The 16174-nt window shown below is 60.9% G+C and carries 12 protein-coding genes and 1 pseudogene; 6 read left to right on the top strand and 7 right to left on the bottom strand.

Going from position 1 to position 16174, the window contains the following annotated elements:
- Window positions 1–30 precede the first annotated feature (30 nt).
- Genes AU074_RS08605 through AU074_RS08590 form a run of 4 tightly spaced genes read left to right on the top strand, consistent with a single transcriptional unit; the run spans window position 31 to window position 4794 of the window.
- On the top strand, window positions 31–1542 hold the full coding sequence (locus AU074_RS08605) for an efflux transporter outer membrane subunit (RefSeq protein ID WP_076014371.1): 1512 nt from the start codon (window positions 31–33) through the stop codon (window positions 1540–1542).
- Window positions 1543–1552: 10 nt separating this feature from the next.
- Window positions 1553–3736: an FUSC family protein gene (locus tag AU074_RS08600; protein WP_076014370.1), complete on the top strand. Its 2184-nt coding sequence runs from the start codon at window positions 1553–1555 to the stop codon at window positions 3734–3736.
- Window positions 3726–3926 (top strand): DUF1656 domain-containing protein, encoded by a 201-nt coding sequence (locus AU074_RS08595; RefSeq protein ID WP_076014369.1) that lies wholly within the window; start codon window positions 3726–3728, stop codon window positions 3924–3926. The genes AU074_RS08600 and AU074_RS08595 overlap by 11 nt, the downstream gene beginning before the upstream one ends.
- Window positions 3927–3936: 10 nt before the next feature.
- Window positions 3937–4794 carry an HlyD family secretion protein gene (locus tag AU074_RS08590; RefSeq protein WP_076014368.1) on the top strand — a complete coding sequence of 286 codons (858 nt, stop codon included), beginning with the start codon at window positions 3937–3939 and terminating at the stop codon, window positions 4792–4794.
- A 137-nt stretch (window positions 4795–4931) separates the two neighbouring features.
- Here AU074_RS08590 and AU074_RS08585 read toward each other — a convergent pair whose 3' ends face one another.
- Window positions 4932–5333, bottom strand: coding sequence for a DUF4440 domain-containing protein (locus AU074_RS08585; RefSeq protein WP_076014367.1), 402 nt, complete (start codon window positions 5331–5333; stop codon window positions 4932–4934).
- A complete protein-coding gene (locus tag AU074_RS08580; RefSeq protein WP_076014366.1) occupies window positions 5330–6520 on the bottom strand; it encodes an MFS transporter in 1191 nt (396 codons plus the stop codon). Before AU074_RS08580 ends, AU074_RS08585 begins: the two co-directional genes overlap by 4 nt.
- A gap of 111 nt (window positions 6521–6631) precedes the next feature.
- Between AU074_RS08580 and AU074_RS08575 the strand changes: the two genes are divergently transcribed.
- Window positions 6632–7495 (top strand): LysR family transcriptional regulator, encoded by an 864-nt coding sequence (locus AU074_RS08575; protein WP_076014365.1) that lies wholly within the window; start codon window positions 6632–6634, stop codon window positions 7493–7495.
- A gap of 164 nt (window positions 7496–7659) precedes the next feature.
- Here the strand turns inward: AU074_RS08575 and AU074_RS08570 are convergent, their stop codons facing one another.
- Window positions 7660–8472, bottom strand: coding sequence for an SDR family oxidoreductase (locus AU074_RS08570; RefSeq protein WP_076014364.1), 813 nt, complete (start codon window positions 8470–8472; stop codon window positions 7660–7662).
- Between the two features lie 17 nt (window positions 8473–8489).
- Window positions 8490–8953: pseudogene (locus tag AU074_RS08565) on the bottom strand (multidrug transporter).
- A 197-nt stretch (window positions 8954–9150) separates the two neighbouring features.
- On the opposite strand from AU074_RS08565, the gene AU074_RS08560 reads away from it, so the two are divergent.
- Window positions 9151–12531, top strand: a complete 3381-nt coding sequence (locus AU074_RS08560; RefSeq protein ID WP_143503551.1) for a dermonecrotic toxin domain-containing protein — start codon at window positions 9151–9153, stop codon at window positions 12529–12531.
- A gap of 103 nt (window positions 12532–12634) precedes the next feature.
- Here the strand turns inward: AU074_RS08560 and AU074_RS08555 are convergent, their stop codons facing one another.
- From AU074_RS08555 to AU074_RS08545, 3 genes are all read right to left on the bottom strand, one after another.
- Entirely contained in the window at window positions 12635–14086 is a 1452-nt protein-coding gene (locus tag AU074_RS08555) for a mannose-1-phosphate guanylyltransferase/mannose-6-phosphate isomerase (RefSeq protein ID WP_076014362.1), read from the bottom strand.
- Between the two features lie 217 nt (window positions 14087–14303).
- Window positions 14304–14960, bottom strand: a complete 657-nt coding sequence (locus tag AU074_RS08550) for an alginate O-acetyltransferase AlgF (RefSeq protein ID WP_076014361.1) — start codon at window positions 14958–14960, stop codon at window positions 14304–14306.
- A gap of 16 nt (window positions 14961–14976) precedes the next feature.
- On the bottom strand, window positions 14977–16164 hold the full coding sequence (locus tag AU074_RS08545) for an alginate O-acetyltransferase (protein ID WP_076014360.1): 1188 nt from the start codon (window positions 16162–16164) through the stop codon (window positions 14977–14979).
- Window positions 16165–16174 lie beyond the last annotated feature (10 nt).

Raw genomic sequence — 16174 nt, 5'->3', positions numbered from 1 at the left:
CCCGCAACACCCTCTCAGGAATTCGCAGCAGTGCCGCGTCGCATCAGCAGAGAGCTGAAGACTCTCAGTGTTTGGGCCTTATCGTTAGCAATCAGCGGCTGCATCGGAACCGGAGGAATTGCCCCTCAAGGCCAGTCACTCGTCGCCAATTCATTGGCCACCGACGAAGCGATCAAAACCGCCGCCCAGGACGCCCACTGGCCCACCGCGCAATGGTGGCAAGCCTACGGCGACCCGCAACTCAACCACTGGATCGACCTCGCCGTGCAAGGCAGCCCGAACATGGCCATGGCCGCCGCTCGTGTGCGCGAAGCCCGGGCCATGGCCGGGATCGCCGAGTCGGCCGAGTCGTTGCAGGTCAATGGTGACGCCACGCTCAAGCGCCACAACTGGCCGAGCGACCAATTCTACGGCCCGGGCGCGCTGGACAATTCCACCACCTGGGACAACAACGCTTCCCTGGGCTTGAGCTATGCCCTCGATCTTTGGGGCCGCGAAAGCAATGCCACCGAGCGTGCCGTGGACATGGCTCACATGAGCGCCGCCGAAGCGCGCCAGGCTCAGCTCGAATTACAGAACAACGTGGTGCGCGCGTATATCCAGCTGTCGTTGCACTTCGCCCAGCGCGATATCGTGGCCGCCACCCTGGCCCAGCAACAACAGATTCTCGACCTGGCGCAAAAGCGCCTGAATGGCGGGATCGGCACCCACTTTGAAGTCAGCCAGGCCGAGACGCCACTGCCGGAAACCCATCGGCAACTGGATGCTTTGGATGAGGCCATCGCCCTGAGCCGTAATCAACTGGCTGCGTTGGCGGGCAAGGGGCCGGGGGAGGGCGCGCAGTTGCAGCGGCCCACGCTGTCCCTTGGTGCACCGCTGAAATTGCCGTCGACCTTGCCCGTCGAACTGCTCGGCCAGCGCCCGGACGTGGTTGCCAGTCGCTGGCAAGTGGCAGCCCAGGCCCGTGGCATTGATGTGGCTCACGCCGGTTTCTACCCCAACGTCGACCTGGTGGGCAGCCTCGGCTACGTCGCCACCGGCGGCGGGATGCTCAGTTTCCTCACGGGTAAAAAGCTCAACTACAGCGCCGGCCCGGCCATCAGCCTGCCGATCTTCGACGGCGGCCGCCTGCGCTCGCAGTTGGGTGAAGCCAGCGCCGGCTACGACATTGCCGTCGCGCATTACAACCAGACCCTGGTCAATGCACTCAAGGGCATCAGCGACCAGTTGATCCGCCGCGAGTCGATGGACAAGCAGCAGGCCTTCGCCGCCGAATCCGTGGCTTCCGCGCAGAAGACCTACGACATCGCGATGATCGCCTACCAGCGCGGCCTCACCGATTACCTCAACGTACTGAATGCCCAGAGCCTGTTGTTCCGCCAGCAGCAGGTGCAGCAACAGGTGCAGGCCGCGCGCCTGAGTGCCCATGCCGAACTGGTGACCGCATTGGGCGGCGGCCTCGGTGCCGGCAGCGACGTACCCTTGGACAGCAAGACTCTTCCGAGCAAAACCCCGGCGGCCCTCGCCGTGTTTGATCACTGAGTAGGATGCAATGACTCCCTTGCCTGCACCGCTGCGCTGGTTGCACTCCCTCGAGTGGCGCCGTGGTTTTTTCGATTGGGTACGCAGTGACGGCGTGACCTGGGTCTATATCTTCAAGGTGCTGATCGCGGCGTTCCTGACGCTGTGGCTGGCCATGCGCCTGGAACTGCCGCAGCCGCGCACCGCGATGATCACGGTATTTATCGTGATGCAGCCGCAGAGCGGCCAGGTATTCGCGAAGAGTTTTTACCGCTTCCTTGGCACCCTGGCGGGCTCGGCGGTGATGGTGTTTCTGATCGCGTTGTTCGCGCAGAACACTGAACTGTTCCTCGGTTCGTTGGCGATCTGGGTCGGCATCTGCACTGCTGGCGCTACCCGCAATCGCAACTTTCGCGCCTATGGTTTTGTGCTGGCCGGCTACACCGCCGCGATGGTCGGCTTGCCAGCCTTGGCTCATCCCGACGGCGCGTTCATGGCGGCGGTGTGGCGGGTCCTGGAAATTTCCCTGGGGATTGTCTGCTCCACGCTGGTCAGCGCAGCGATCCTGCCGCAAACCGCCAGCGCCGCCATGCGCAACGCCTTGTACCAGCGCTTCGGTGTGTTTGCGTTGTTCGTCACCGATGGCCTGCGCGGTCGCAGTGAGCGTGAAGGGTTTGAACGCAGCAACGTGCGCTTCATCGCTGAAGCCGTGGGCCTGGAAGGCCTGCGTAGCATCACCGTGTTCGAAGACCCGCACATGCGCCGGCGCAATGGCCGGCTGACGCGCTTGAACAGTGAGTTCATGAGCATCACCACTCGCTTCAACGCCTTGCACCAGTTGCTCGAACGCCTGCGCAGCCAAGAGGCCGATCACGTGGTGGCCGCTATCAAGCCCGGCCTGCAAGACCTCGCGGAATTGCTCGACGGTTTTTCCGGCCGCGCCCTCACCAGCCCCGATGCGGCGCGCCTGGCCAATCAGTTGAATACCTATAAGGAAGGCCTGCCCGCCAAGGTGCGCAGCCTGCGCACGAGCTTCCAGGAAAGTCAGCCCAGTGACGCCGAGCAGCTGGATTTCCACACTGCCTATGAGCTGCTGTACCGTTTCGTCGACGACTTGCACAACTACGCCCAGACCCACGCGTCCCTCGCGGATCACAGCCATGAACGCGAACACTGGGACGAGCCCTATACCCCGAAAACCAACTGGCTGGCCTGCGCCGCCTCGGGGATTCGCGCTTCATTTATCCTGATCGTCCTCGGCAGTTACTGGGTGGCCACGGCCTGGCCCAGCGGCGCCACCATGACCCTGATCGCCGCGGCCACGGTGGGCTTGTCGGCCGCCACGCCCAATCCCAAGCGCATGGCGTTTCAAATGGCCTGCGGCACCTTGATCGGGGCGCTGGTGGGCTTTGTCGAAATGTTCTTCGTGTTCCCCTGGATCGACGGTTTCCCGCTGCTGTGCGTGATGCTCGCCCCGGTGATCATCTTCGGTTCGTTCCTGGCTTCACGCCCGCAGTACGCCGGGGTTGGCGTGGGGTTGCTGATTTTCTTCAGTACCGGCTCGGTGCCGGACAACCTCACGATCTATAACCCCTACACCTTCATCAACGACTACATCGCGATGGTCATCGGCATGCTGGTGTGTGCGGCGGCGGGCGCGATCATCCTACCGCCCAACAGCCGCTGGTTGTGGCGCCGGCTGGAGCAGGACCTGCGCGAGCAAGTGGTGTTCGCCATCAGCGGCAAGCTCAAGGGCCTGGCGTCAGGTTTCGAAAGCCGCACCCGCGACCTGCTGCACCAGGCCTACGGCTTCGCTGCCGGGCAACCCCAGGTGCAACGCAACCTGCTGCGCTGGATGTTCGTGGTGCTGGAAGTCGGCCACGCGATCATCGAATTGCGCAAGGAACAGGCGATCTTGCCGGTACACCCGGCGTATGCCGAATCCCAGCCGTGGCGCCAGGCGATCCGGGTGATGGGCCGCTCGTTGGTGCGGCTGTTCCTGCAACCCAGCGCCAGCAACCTGGAGCGCAGTCTGATCGCCGTGGACCATGCGATCAGCCGGGTGCAGGCCACCGACGAACCCTTCGCCCCGCACTTCGACACCTCGGCCCTGCGCCGGGTGAAAAGCTACCTGCACTTTATCCGCACCTCATTGCTGGACCCGCAATCACCCCTGGCTGCACTCAAGTCCGAAGGACCCACTCATGCCTCGTGAAATCGCCTTCCACGGCGTCTATATGCCCACCATGACCCTGATGTTCTTTATCGCGGCGGGCGTGGCCTGGGCCCTCGACCGGTTTCTGGCCGGCTTTGACCTGTACCGTTTTTTCTGGCACCCGGCGCTGCTGCGTCTGAGCCTGTTCGCTTGCTTGTTCGGCGCCCTGGCGCTGACCGTCTACCGTTGAGAATGCCCCGATGAAAAAATTTTTCAGCCTGCTCGCGACCTTGCTGGTACTGGCCCTGGCGATCTGGATTGGCCGTACGCTGTGGGTGCAGTACATGGAAACCCCGTGGACCCGCGATGGCCGCGTGCGCGCCGACATCATTAACGTCGCTGCCGACGTTACGGGCGAGGTGGTCAATGTCCCGGTGCGTGACAACCAGTTGGTGAAAAAGGGCGACCTGCTGATGCAGATCGACCCCGAGCACTACCAGATTGCCGTCAAGCAGGCGCAATCGCTGGTGGCTTCCCGCAAGGCCACCTGGGAGATGCGCAAGGTCAACGCCCACCGTCGCGCCGACCTCGACGCCTTGGTGATCTCCAAGGAAAACCGCGACGACGCCAGCAACATCGCCGACTCGGCCCTGGCGGATTACCAGCACGCGTTGGCGCAACTCGAAGCAGCCGAACTGAACCTCAAGCGCACCCAGGTTGTGGCGGCGGTGGACGGCTACGTCACCAACCTCAACGTGCACCGTGGCGACTACGCGCGTATTGGCGAGGCGAAGATGGCGGTGGTGGATATGAACTCGTTCTGGGTGTACGGCTTCTTCGAAGAAACCAAGCTGCCCCACGTCAAAGTCGGCGATAAAGCCGACATGCAGTTGATGAGCGGCGAGACCCTCAAGGGCCACGTGGAAAGCATCTCGCGCGGGATCTACGACCGGGACAACCCGGAGAGCCGCGAGCTGATCGCCGATGTGAACCCGACCTTCAACTGGGTGCGCCTGGCCCAGCGTGTGCCGGTGCGGATCCACATTGATGAAGTGCCGGAGGGCGTGCTGTTGGCGGCGGGGATTACCTGCACCGTGATCGTTAACGACGACCTTTGATACACCCTCAATTCCCTGGCAGGAACCGGATCAATGTGGGAACGAGCAAGCCCGCTCCCACATTTTGATTCAGTGCTTTCAGGTGTATCGAGGTGCATCGCAGGCAGCCCCACAGTTGATTTCTGTTGGTTGGGAAGTCAGGCCTGGCAGTAGGTCTCGTGCAAGTGCCGCCACAGCAGGGCGCCGCTGGCCAGTTTTTCGAATACCACGGTGGCGCGGCGGTCGGTCTGGGTGCCGCTGTCATCGATCTGATGCTCGCGATACGTCACGGTCGCGCCACGTGCATGACGGTCAATGCCAGTCAGTTCGCTCAAGGTTATCTTCAGCCCCGGACGCTGGCCACCCAGGCGGGTGAACAGGTAATTGACCCCGGCCGCGTTCATCCGAGTCCCGGTGGACGGCGCAATCATGCTGAAGTCGGGGGAGAAACGCGCCAACAAGGTGTTCAGTGTTCCCTCGGGCGCAACGCCTGCGAACCATTGTTCGATCTCGACATGGGTCTGGATCACTTCATCAAAAAAATCACGGTAATCAATCATTGTGTGGGCTCGCTGGCAGGGTGAAGCAGTGTCCGTACTTTGGATGCATCCAGGCACAGTACTGCAAATAAGGGGATGAGGGTCAACGCTGCGGCAATCGCGAAGGTCGCGGTGAAGGAGTCCAGCGCAGCCAGCACCCCGCTGAGCACGGCGGCACCGAGGCAAAAACTCAATTGCCGATTGATATTCCACAAGGCGCTGGCATGCCCCATGCGCTCGGCGGGAATGTCGAGAAAGGCCAGGGTTTGCGCGGTGCTGCTGCACAGGCTGCCGCCCAGGCCCATCAGGATGTAGGCGAGCACCACGACTATCGGGTGTGGCTCGATCAGCAACAGGATGCCGATGGATTGCAGCAGCATGCCCGCCAACAGCAACGGCCGAGGCCCGCAGCGATTGAACAGTTTTTTGCTCAAGGCAATCGCCAGCCCCGAGGCCAGCGCCCAAGGCAGCATCAGCGCGCCGATGTGGCTGGCGCTAAACCTGAGGCCGTGCAGATAAAGAATCGCCACCAGGCTGGTGCCGATAAACACGCCCGGAATGAACAGGTAGACCAACATCGCGACCCGTAGCATTGGCCGGCGAATCTGCGCGAGCACCGCGCCGAGATCCAGAGTTGGGCGGGTGGCAGCGGGCGTGTCCGCCTCCAACCAGCTCAACGCCAACATCATGGTGATCAGCGCCAGCGGCAGGTTGGCGAAAAAGATCCAGCGCCACGACACACTGTCCACCACCAAGCCACCCAACGCCGGCGACAGCGCCGGTATCAGCAGCGCCACCAGCATGACTTTGGCCGTCAGTTGGCTGCGTTCTGCCGGCGCAAAATGCCGATACGCCAAGGCTTGTCCCACAGGAATCAACAAGCCACCGCCCAGGCCTTGCAGCAGGCGCCAGCCGATCAGCGCTTCAATCGACGCGGCCTGGCCCACCAGCACGGAGGCCACACCGAACAGCAGCAGGCTTACGGCAATTAAGCGTCGTTCGCCCAACAGGGCCGCCAGCCACACGCTCAGGGGAATCACCACGGTCAGGCCGAGCATATAGGCGTTGCCGATCCACGCCAGTTGCGTGATCGAGGCGTGCAACTCCCGGGCGATATCCGGGTAGGCGATGGTGGCGACAAACATGTTCACCAGGTCGAGGGCGAAGCCCAGTAGAAAGATCCAGGTGACTTTCGAGCGGTAGGTCATTGCGCTGTTCCTGCAGTGGATGGCGGCAGGGTAGGCGGGTGCGGGCTCTTGGGAAACAGCGGTTTGACTGTTAGTTTGTCAAAAATATTTTGACAAAGGAGGGCGTGGCCAATGGTCAGCCTGGATCGATTCGACACCTTCAAGGCCGTTGTCGAGGCTGGCTCATTGACCGCAGCCGCTGACTTCCTCGGGCAAACGCGGGCGGTGGTGAGCTTCAACCTCAAGCGCCTGGAGGCCGAACTGGGTGTCACCCTGCTGACCCGCAGTACTCGGCAACTGGCACTGACCGATGCCGGTGAACGCTTTTACCTGCGCTGCACGCGGATGCTGGAAGAGGCGCGCCTGGCGGTCGAGGAAGCCCGTTCGGAACACAGCCAGCTCAAAGGCACATTGCGTATCACCACCACCGTCGAATACGGATTGGCCGTGGTGGTGCCGGCACTGGAAACTTTTCGCGGCCTGCACCCGGAATTGAACGTCCAGTTATCCACATCCTCCAGCCACGCTGACCTGATCTCCGAGCGGTTTGATGTGGCCATTCGATTGGGACGGATGCTCGACTCCAATCACCGGGCGGTGCAGCTGTCGAGCTACGAGATTTTTGCCGTGGCCGCGCCGGAGTTTGCCGGGGTCGCCACGCTGGATGAATTGGAGCAATTGCCCAAGCTGGGCCATGGGCGGCTGACGGAGTTGGCGGTGGTTGATCCGGCTGGTCTCGAGCGCCTGTATCGCCCGGGGCCTGGCAAGGCTTCATTGGTTGCGGACAGCGCCGCCATTCTCCAGGCCTTCGCCGTGCGCGGGCATGGTGTGGCGATCCTGCCCCAGTGGCTGGTGCAGGAAGACCTGGAGGCCGGGCGTTTGGTTCGTCTGCTGCCGGGTCATCGATTTGCGCCACAGGGGGTGTATGCGTTGTACCCGGATACTCGGCATTTGCCGCTGAAAGTGCGGGCCTTCATTGATTTCATGAAAGGCTGATCAGTCGAGAAACCGTGTGGCGAGGGAGCTTGCTCCCGCTGGGGTGCGAAGCACCCCTGAAAAGGTCAGCGCATTCTTTCAGGAATACTCGGGCGGATGGTTTTGGGGCTGCTGCGCAGCCCAGCGGGAGCAAGCTCCCTCGCCACGGGTGTGGCGGGGGGCTCTTACAGCTGGCCGCTTAGGCCAAAGCGTTTTTTCAACACGATCTCCAGCAAACCCTTGGGCAGCAACGCCGCCATCAACGGCAATGCCCGGCAGCCATTTCCCGAGCGTAACAGGCGCGGCGGTGTTGTCTGTTGCACGGCCTTCAATACATCTGCGGCAAAATCGCGGGCGGGCGTAGGCCGATCCTGTGAGGCCTTGGCCCGGGCGCGGATGCTTTCGCGCAGCGGCCACCAAGGCGATTTTTCATTGATCAACAGCTCGGCCTGGGTGCCGGCGTTTTTCGCAAAACTTGTATCGATGGCGCCCGGCTGTACCTCCATCACCCGTACGCCGAAGGGCGCGAGTTCCATGCGCAACGCATCACTCAAGGCGTGCACTGCCGCTTTCGAGGCGCAATACGCACCGGCAAACGGTGTGACCAGCACGCCGGACACGCTGCCGATATTCACCACTAACCCTTTACGACGACGCAGGGCCGGGAACAGCGCCTGGGTCACCCCGACCACTGAAAACACGTTCGTCTCGAATTGCTGCTGCATCGCCTGAGTGCCGCCGTCGAGCAGCGGGCCCATGGCGCCGTAGCCGGCGTTGTTGATCAGCACATCCAGCTCGCCGATCTGGCCGGCCAATTGAGCGAGCGCGGCGCTGTCGTTGACGTCCAGTTGCACGGCGTTGAAGCCGGCGGCGCGAAGTGCCGTCACATCATCAGTGCGCCGGGCGCTGGCCCACACGTCAAAACCGGCTTGCTTGAAGGCATCCGCCAGGGCACGGCCAATACCACTGGAACACCCGGTGATGAGTACGTTGGGCATGGATCAGTCCTTTGTTGTTAGTCGGAGAAGCTGCCTTGCAAATGCTCGGCGCGAAATTCCAGGGTTTGCGGGCGATAGCCGGGGCGCAGTGGCGGTACCGGCAGGCAGTCTTCCCAGGTGGCGCCGGCTTGCAGTTCGCCGGGCCGCGATAGCGTGGGGCAGCGTAGACGTTGTCGGCCAGGTTGACGGTGTCGCCTGGTGCATAAGCTGCGACGCGCCAGCGCAGTTCGGTCAGTGGCACATCGTTGCCGTTGTTCAGAGTGAGTTTGAGTGGCCGGTCTGCCGGGCATTCTTGAGGCGCGTAGACGGTGCGTAATTCCAGGCGTGCCAATTGTTGGGCCTCACGCTTGTCCAGCCACACTACGCCTACCGCGACCAAACCCAGGCCGATGGCGGCCGCAAGGGAAACCGGCAACGCCTTGGCCGGATAGCGCAGCAGGAGGATCAACCAGGTGATGATCAGTAGAACGCCGATGAACACGATAAAACCCTCGCTTGCCATGAGCATTCATCGTAGCTGAGCCCGGGGGCCAAGCCTAATCACTTGCGGTAATGCATTGCACTTTACCCACCGGAACCCGCTGGCGCTCTTACACCACGGATTGATTCATCACTGGAGTGATATCTCTTTTACAAGGGTAACAATGGACTAACTCCCTTTTGCACAGGGTCCATTCAATGATTGTTAAACGTCATACCGAGTATCAGCCTGATCTTGCCCCTCCTTCAGCTTTAAACGGCCAGCGAGCCGCTGAAAACCAGACGCCTCAGCTCAGTAGCGCGGCGTCATTTTCTGGCCAGGCCTTCCCTGGTGCACCTGCTATGCCGGTCGTTCGGAGCATTCGTCCGGCCACTGTCGCCGAGTATGCTTTTGGTAGACCCGCCTCTGCTCAACAGGGTTATTTCAGCCAGCACAATTCACTCAACATTCAAATCAACCGGTTGATCAGCCAGCAGCCCACCTATGAGCAATTTGTGCAGGAGTATCAGGAGTACGTTGCCAAGACGCCTGGCGCCGTAGGGCAAATTGGTGAGCTGTTTGCCAACGCCGTCACTCGATTCTGGACGTCTCCCCGCCCCACCGAAACAGACCCCAGCCCGCCTCAAGACCAACTGATCAACCTGCACCGCCAAATGCTCTCCACTCAAGCGGCCCTGCGCGTGGAGGACGGTACCCTGAGCCCGGCGAGCAAAGCGCTGATCGACAAAACGTTCCGTTATCCGACCCTGGCGTCCCGGGGAAGCGCTTTCCCCAACGGTGCGCGGCCCGGTGTATATCCGCTCACGGTTGATGACACGACGCTGAACGGCGCGCGCCTGGCCGGGGCCTTCATGATTACCGCCTCCGATGGCTCCCTGCAAACCCAGCCTCACTGGCCCAACGGCAACAAAAACATGCTTGCCAACCAAGACAACGGACCTGTGGTGCTCTACACCCCCGGTGAGGGCTTTGAGGAGTTCGCGACCCCTGCCCAATTGCAGTCGACGCTGATGCAACGAATTGACAAAGGCGGCGTTCGCGCAGAGCTGCTGTCACAGAGCTTGCCCTTGTCGGCGGAAAACCTGCGCAAGCCTTTACGCGGCGAAGACCTGATGCTCAGTTTCGCTCCCACCTCAGGGGACGTGATTGCTGAAGCGATTCCTCAGCTTCTGGAGCGACAAAAAGCCGAACTGAATGCACTGACTCACTCAGACACCAGCGACATGAACGGCCCACAAATCGCCTTGGCCATGAACAACGCCGCCAATTGGTCTACTCAACTGGACGGCAGCAACGCAATACTTGCCCGGGGAGAAAGGCTTGAAGACAAACAACAGCCGCAGTGGCTGAAAAACCTGTCGCGCATGAACGAGGGCGAATACAAGTCTCTGGAGGCGAGCGAGCAGCAATCCCTCCAGTCACTGGTGCCGTTGCTGGAAGCGATTCCTTCACTGCAGGGCTTTGCCCATGACAAATTGGCGACAGCGCTCAGGAAAAAATACCCCACGGTAAATATCGACCCGGACAAGATCGTGGTCACCACCACCACACAATCCAGAACTCATACCGGTCGGCAAGGCGCTTACGTTGCGCGCAATGTCAGCAGGCAGCACAGCTCATTGATTGAGCTTGCCCTGAAAAACCCTACTGCATGGCCCGCCGCAGAAAGCCACCAGCATGTTGAGGTGAAATTCGCCGCAACGCTGACCGATGTTTCAGGCAAGCCGGTGCTCGGGGCAGATGGAAAGCCTGTGGTGTTGGGAACCGAGGAACTCAAGACTCTGGTGAATGAGCTGGATGTGGGCGGTAACTACATCACCCTGCTCAAGGAACGAATGGCGCCTGACGCCCAGACGGGAGCACCGGGGAAACTCCGCTCGGCATGGAAAGCCAACCTGTCGGATGTCATGCAGAAGCAGGCGTTTCTGGGGCAGTTGAATCCGCAGGCTTATCCACAAGGCTCCTCGGGACCTGAATGGGTCCGGGCCGTGCTCGATTTTCCGGACGCTGCCACGCGGCCCCAAGTGGATGGAAAGACCGTTGTCGCAAACACCGTCAGCCACTACGGTCAGGAGCTTCAGGGTGTGGTCGCCATTGGCAACGGCCAGGACGGGCCGCTTGTGCTGTATAGCCCGGATGCGCCCGACGGGATCTCCTTTCGGGAAGTCGCCAATCAGGCGGCGCTCAGTGCGCTTTTCAAAGAACCGGGATGGCGAACCTACGCAAGTAGCAAAACATCGCCGCTCAATCCGGACGGTTTGAGTGCAATCGTCCAGAGGAGCATTGTTGAAAATGTGGGGCGGCTGGGACGGGTGAATGAGTTGGGTAGCAACGCCTACCTCACGCCTATCCAGGGCAATTTACAGGACACTCTGTACAAACAACTGACGGAAATACTGATCGATAAGGCGGACGTCGGATCTGTCAGCTCAGATGAAGTAGCTAAAGAATCGAGATACAACAAGACCCTGTTTGGCATCGAGGTCGCCACGATGTTCATGGACCTGCTGCCCATTGTCGGAAAGGGCGTTTCGACCGCGACCCGCCTGACCAAGGCGGGGCTGCGTGTCATCCGGGCACCGGGACAATCCATCGTCAACGTACTCAACAAACCCAACCGCCTTGCCATGATCTATGCCCGGTATGGCGACGGCAGCGGCATGGCCGCGGGTAGCAAGGCCAGCCCAATTATGCGCCCGGTCCTTAACCCGGCGCCGGCAAGTAGAGTCGTCGTGCCGCTGACGACCACACCGGCGGCACACCAGGTACCGGCAGGGGGCGTCTCAGTCCGCGCATTGCCAGACATCAGCGCCCATTCCGTGCCTGACAGCCTGCTCAGCGGCCGTACGATGCGGGGCGATGGCACTTATCAAGTCGGCGAGCAGTTTTATGTGCGTTACACCGATGGCAGCGGCGTCAGCAAACCGTACGAAATCAGCTCCGTGTACAAGGTCGAGGGTGGATATGTACGGGTCATTGACCCGCAGACCAAAAAGACCGTGGCATTCCTGCAGCCGGCGGGCGACGGCGAATGGCGATTGAACCGGTTGCCGGGTGGCGTCAAATCAGGATTAGGTCCAAAGAAGACTGGCAAGCCTCAGGCGCAAAAGCTGCTGGGCCAGCCAGGCAGCTCTGCTCCACTCTCTGCAACGAATAAGCAATTGGTCAATCATCCAGATTGGCAGTCGGCAGTGGATTCGGGCACGCACAACGCGCAACCCGTTTATATCCACTACACCAGCAAGGAAGGCGCCGAAGCGATTGCTCAAGGGCAAGGTATTAACGATCTGGCACGCGGTGAAACGCGCGCGGGTTCGAAGGGCGGCGTGTACGTTAACCCCCCCGGCCAGCAATTTAATGGTGAAAACGTCGAAAACCTGTTGTTCCTGGGGAACGAACGCTATGTGGGCAGGGGCGACTACATGGTGATATTCAGCACGGATCAGGTTCCGCAGGATCTGGGTTCCATCACGGCGGGCAGCCCGTTCGTTGAGCTGAAGATGAACAAAGAAATCAAGCTGACTGAGTCGAACTTCCTGTATTTGGGGCCGAATCAGTTTCCCGACTATTTCGGTTGAGCGCGTTTGAAAGCGCTGGGGCATTGATCTGAAAAAGCCCCCGACCCACCGGCTGCGGATAGGGGACGCAGTCGGTAGGACGGGGGCTTCTTGTGCCGCTCTTTTACTGCGCGATGGTTTTCACCGACACGCCACGCTCGATCGGCGTAGACCGACCGTAGATATCTTCAAAACGCTCGATATCGTCTTCACCCAGGTAGCTGCCGGACTGCACCTCAATAATCTCCAATGGAATCTTGCCCGGGTTGCGCAAGCGGTGCACCGAGGCGATCGGAATGTAGGTGGACTGGTTTTCGGTGAGCAGGAACACGTTCTCGTCACAGGTGACTTCGGCAGTGCCGCTGACCACGATCCAGTGTTCGGCGCGGTGGTGGTGCATCTGCAACGACAGGCACGCGCCCGGCTTGACCGAGATGTGCTTGACCTGGAAGCGGCCGCCCATGTCCACCGAGTCATACGAGCCCCACGGACGGTAGACCTCGCAGTGGTTCTGGGTTTCGCTGCGGCCCTGTTCGTTGAGAGTGTTGACCATCTGCTTGACGCCCTGGACCTTGTCCTTGTGGGCAATCATCATCGCGTCCTTGGTTTCTACCACCACGATGTTTTCCAGACCGATAACCGACACCAGCTTGCCGTTGCCGTGGATCATGCAGTTCTTGCTGTCCTGGATCACCACGTCGCCTTTGCTGACGTTGCCGTTGGCGTCTTTTTCATTCACGTCCCACAGCGATGCCCAGCAACCCACGTCGCTCCAGCCAGCGGTCAATGGCACCACGCAGGCCAGCTGGGTTTTTTCCATCACGGCGTAGTCGATGGAGTTATCCGGGCAGCAGGCGAAAGTGGCTTCGTCGATGTCGATGGTGTCGGCGCTGTGGTTGCTGCGTTCCAGGGTCAGCAGGCAGGTGTCGTAGATGTCCGGATCGTGCTTTTTCAGCTCTTCCAGGAAGCGGCTGGCGCGGAACAGGAACATGCCGCTGTTCCAGAAGTAACCACCGCTTTTGACGAACTCGGTGGCGCGTTTTTCATCGGGTTTTTCAACGAACTGTTGCACGCGGCTGACGCCTTCGGGCAGCAGCGAATCGTTGGTCGACTTGATGTAGCCGTAGCCGGTTTCCGGACGGGTGGCCGGCACGCCGAACAGCACCATTTCACCACGCTCAGCGGCCACAGTGGCCAGGGCCAGGGCACGTTGCAGGGCTTTCTGGTCGTCCAGCACGTGGTCGGCCGGCAGCACCAGCATCAGCTCGTCACGGCCTTCGTTGACCAGCATCATTGCCGTCAGGGCCACGGCCGGCGCGGTGTTGCGGCCGAACGGTTCCATCAGGATTCGCTGGGTTTCCAGTTTGCGGGCGGCCAGTTGCTCGTTGACGATAAAGCGGTGGTCTTTGTTGCAGACCACGATGGGTGCATCCATGCCGTCGAACACCAGGCGCTCCAGGGTTTGCTGGAACAAAGTGTGCTCGCCGGTCAGGGCCAGGAACTGCTTGGGAAACTGTTTACGCGAAAGCGGCCAAAGACGTGAGCCGCTACCACCGGAAAGGATTACTGGGATCATGTGTTTCTCCTTGAATCAATATGGGTTAGAGCTACTGCGTTCTGTCGTTTCACTCTTGTTTTTGTCTCGGTCCGGGCTGGCCGCTTAATCCTGTAGGAGCGAGCTTGCTCGCGAAAAACCAGAGAGCGCCGGGATAAACCGGGGGCGCTGCGTCATCGTTAGCGTTCTTCGCGAGCAAGCTCGCTCCTACAGGGGGTGCGGTCCGTCCGGTAAATAGTTAGCGGGTCGACACGGGGCGCTTGACCCACACTGGCGACAGGTTGGCGCCGCTGCCGGTGACGTACAGCACTGCGGCCTCACCACGCTCCAGGGCTACCGGCTTCACGTCGCCGACTTTCTTGTCGCCTTCGTACAAGGCCAGGCTGACCTTCACCGGGTTGATTTCGCGCTCGCCACGGCCCTTGGCGGCCACGGCCTGGACCACGTCGGTCTTGCCGTCGGCGGTTTTCAGGGTCAGCGACTTGTCACTGAGGTTCTGCACGCGCACCAGGGATTTCTGCTTGTTCTTGAACGGCGGTTCTTCGATCAGTTGTGGCTGGCCGCTGCCGCTGCTGACCAAGGTGTAGTAGTGATCGGAGGCGAGCTTGACCGGCAGGGTCTGGCTGCCGACCTTGGCGCTGTAGTCACCGCCCGGCATGAAGCTGAAGTCACTGCTGGCCAGCGGTGCAACCTCGTTGAGGTTGGTGCTGCCGACGGTGGCGCTGACTTCCTGGTTGCTGGCGTTGTACACCCGCACAAAGCTCGAGCCTTTTGGCGCGACGGGGCCGTAGAGGGCGGCGTCGCCACCGGCAAATGCGGACATCGAAATAACGCTCATGCCTGCAACGAAGGCAAAGGTTTTTGCGAGACGGCGCGGAGTAGTAGTGAAAGTCATGTGAGTTACCTCTCTTTCAGTTTTGCGCCCGGTTGGGCGTCTCGGAGTTCATGTTTTTAACGGCGGGGGTGTTGATAGCCATGTTCTGTTGGCGCGCACCGGCTTGTTTGAGCTGCGCAACCCACTGCGGGTCGGCATCGCCGATTTCGTTGTTCACAGGCAGATAACGTTCAGGAAACTCCCAGATCAGCACCTGTGGCGGGCTGTTCTTGAAGTCGTCGCTTTTCAGGTAGCTGAGCATCGGCAGGATCGGGCCGTGGCCGTCTTCGGAGTAGTTGATGACGTCGCTGCCCAGGGCTTGCTTCAGTGCGCCGACAAAGTTCCAGTTCGGGTTGGCGCTGTAGCTGGTGCCCACCAGGGCCACCGGGGTTTCGCTGTCGGTGAACAGGGCGTCGTCGCCTTTGGTTTCAGCCAGGTGAGTCACGCGTTTTTGCAGCGGCTCCTTGGGTGGCATCAGGTTTTCGAACAGCGGGTCCAGGGGCAGGAACAGACGCAGGTCGCCCTTGTGTGGCTCGGTCTTCTCGGCTTCGGTGACGAAGCGTTGAGGTTCGCCGCTCAGGGGCGTTTTGTTGGCAATTGTCTTGGCCAGTTCTTTGGCCGCCACTTCAGCGCCGTCCGGTGTCCAGTGGGTGTCGGTGCGCAGGAACACTTGCTGGCCGTGCAGCTTGGCCTGTTGCAGCGGGCCCATCAGGTCGGGAGCGACGATCTTGTCGGCGGCCATGCGGGCATGGAAGTCCTGGTACAGACCTGCGTGGATACTCGCCGGCTGCACTTCACCCAGGTGTTCCGGGTACAGGCGCACCTTGGCCGGCACGATCGCCATCACCAGTTGGATGCCTTGGGCCTTGAGCTTCTGGCGCACGCCTTCCACCAGGGCGTAGTTGCCTTGCAGGTTCTGGTCTTCGTTGACGATGGGGTTGAATTCCTCGTCGCTGTAGAGCCAGTGATCGCGGCCAATCACCACGCCAGGGCGGCCTTCATTGAACAGCTTGTAGTCCAGGGCTGCCCAGAGGTTGGTGCCCAGGCGCTTGATCGGGAACTGGTCGTCGTAATGGGTCTCGACGGCCTTGGTCCAGCGACCGTTGAGCACGGTAGCGTCGGCGTTGGTGCTGAAACCGAAGAAACTGCGCATCGACCAGGCGCCCAACGCCAGCAGCACGGCCATGAACAAGGCGATATAGAGGACGCGTAATGAACGGGTCATGGTCGGCTCC

Source organism: Pseudomonas sp. ATCC PTA-122608 (assembly GCF_001952855.1).
In the GTDB taxonomy this organism is placed as follows: domain Bacteria; phylum Pseudomonadota; class Gammaproteobacteria; order Pseudomonadales; family Pseudomonadaceae; genus Aquipseudomonas.
Note: the sequence above shows the minus strand (reverse complement) of the source record. Positions and strands in the feature narration are given on the sequence as shown.

Excerpts from the sequence above, each read along its gene's own strand:
- AU074_RS08600 (WP_076014370.1), top strand. The coding sequence starts at position 1,553 with ATGACTCCCTTGCCTGCACCGCTGCGCTGGTTGCACTCCCTCGAGTGG.
- AU074_RS08595 (WP_076014369.1), top strand. The coding sequence starts at position 3,726 with ATGCCTCGTGAAATCGCCTTCCACGGCGTCTATATGCCCACCATGACC.
- AU074_RS08590 (WP_076014368.1), top strand. The coding sequence starts at position 3,937 with ATGAAAAAATTTTTCAGCCTGCTCGCGACCTTGCTGGTACTGGCCCTG.
- AU074_RS08585 (WP_076014367.1), bottom strand. The coding sequence starts at position 5,333 with ATGATTGATTACCGTGATTTTTTTGATGAAGTGATCCAGACCCATGTC.
- AU074_RS08580 (WP_076014366.1), bottom strand. The coding sequence starts at position 6,520 with ATGACCTACCGCTCGAAAGTCACCTGGATCTTTCTACTGGGCTTCGCC.
- AU074_RS08575 (WP_076014365.1), top strand. The coding sequence starts at position 6,632 with ATGGTCAGCCTGGATCGATTCGACACCTTCAAGGCCGTTGTCGAGGCT.
- AU074_RS08570 (WP_076014364.1), bottom strand. The coding sequence starts at position 8,472 with ATGCCCAACGTACTCATCACCGGGTGTTCCAGTGGTATTGGCCGTGCC.
- AU074_RS08560 (WP_143503551.1), top strand. The coding sequence starts at position 9,151 with ATGATTGTTAAACGTCATACCGAGTATCAGCCTGATCTTGCCCCTCCT.
- AU074_RS08555 (WP_076014362.1), bottom strand. The coding sequence starts at position 14,086 with ATGATCCCAGTAATCCTTTCCGGTGGTAGCGGCTCACGTCTTTGGCCG.
- AU074_RS08550 (WP_076014361.1), bottom strand. The coding sequence starts at position 14,960 with ATGACTTTCACTACTACTCCGCGCCGTCTCGCAAAAACCTTTGCCTTC.
- AU074_RS08545 (WP_076014360.1), bottom strand. The coding sequence starts at position 16,164 with ATGACCCGTTCATTACGCGTCCTCTATATCGCCTTGTTCATGGCCGTG.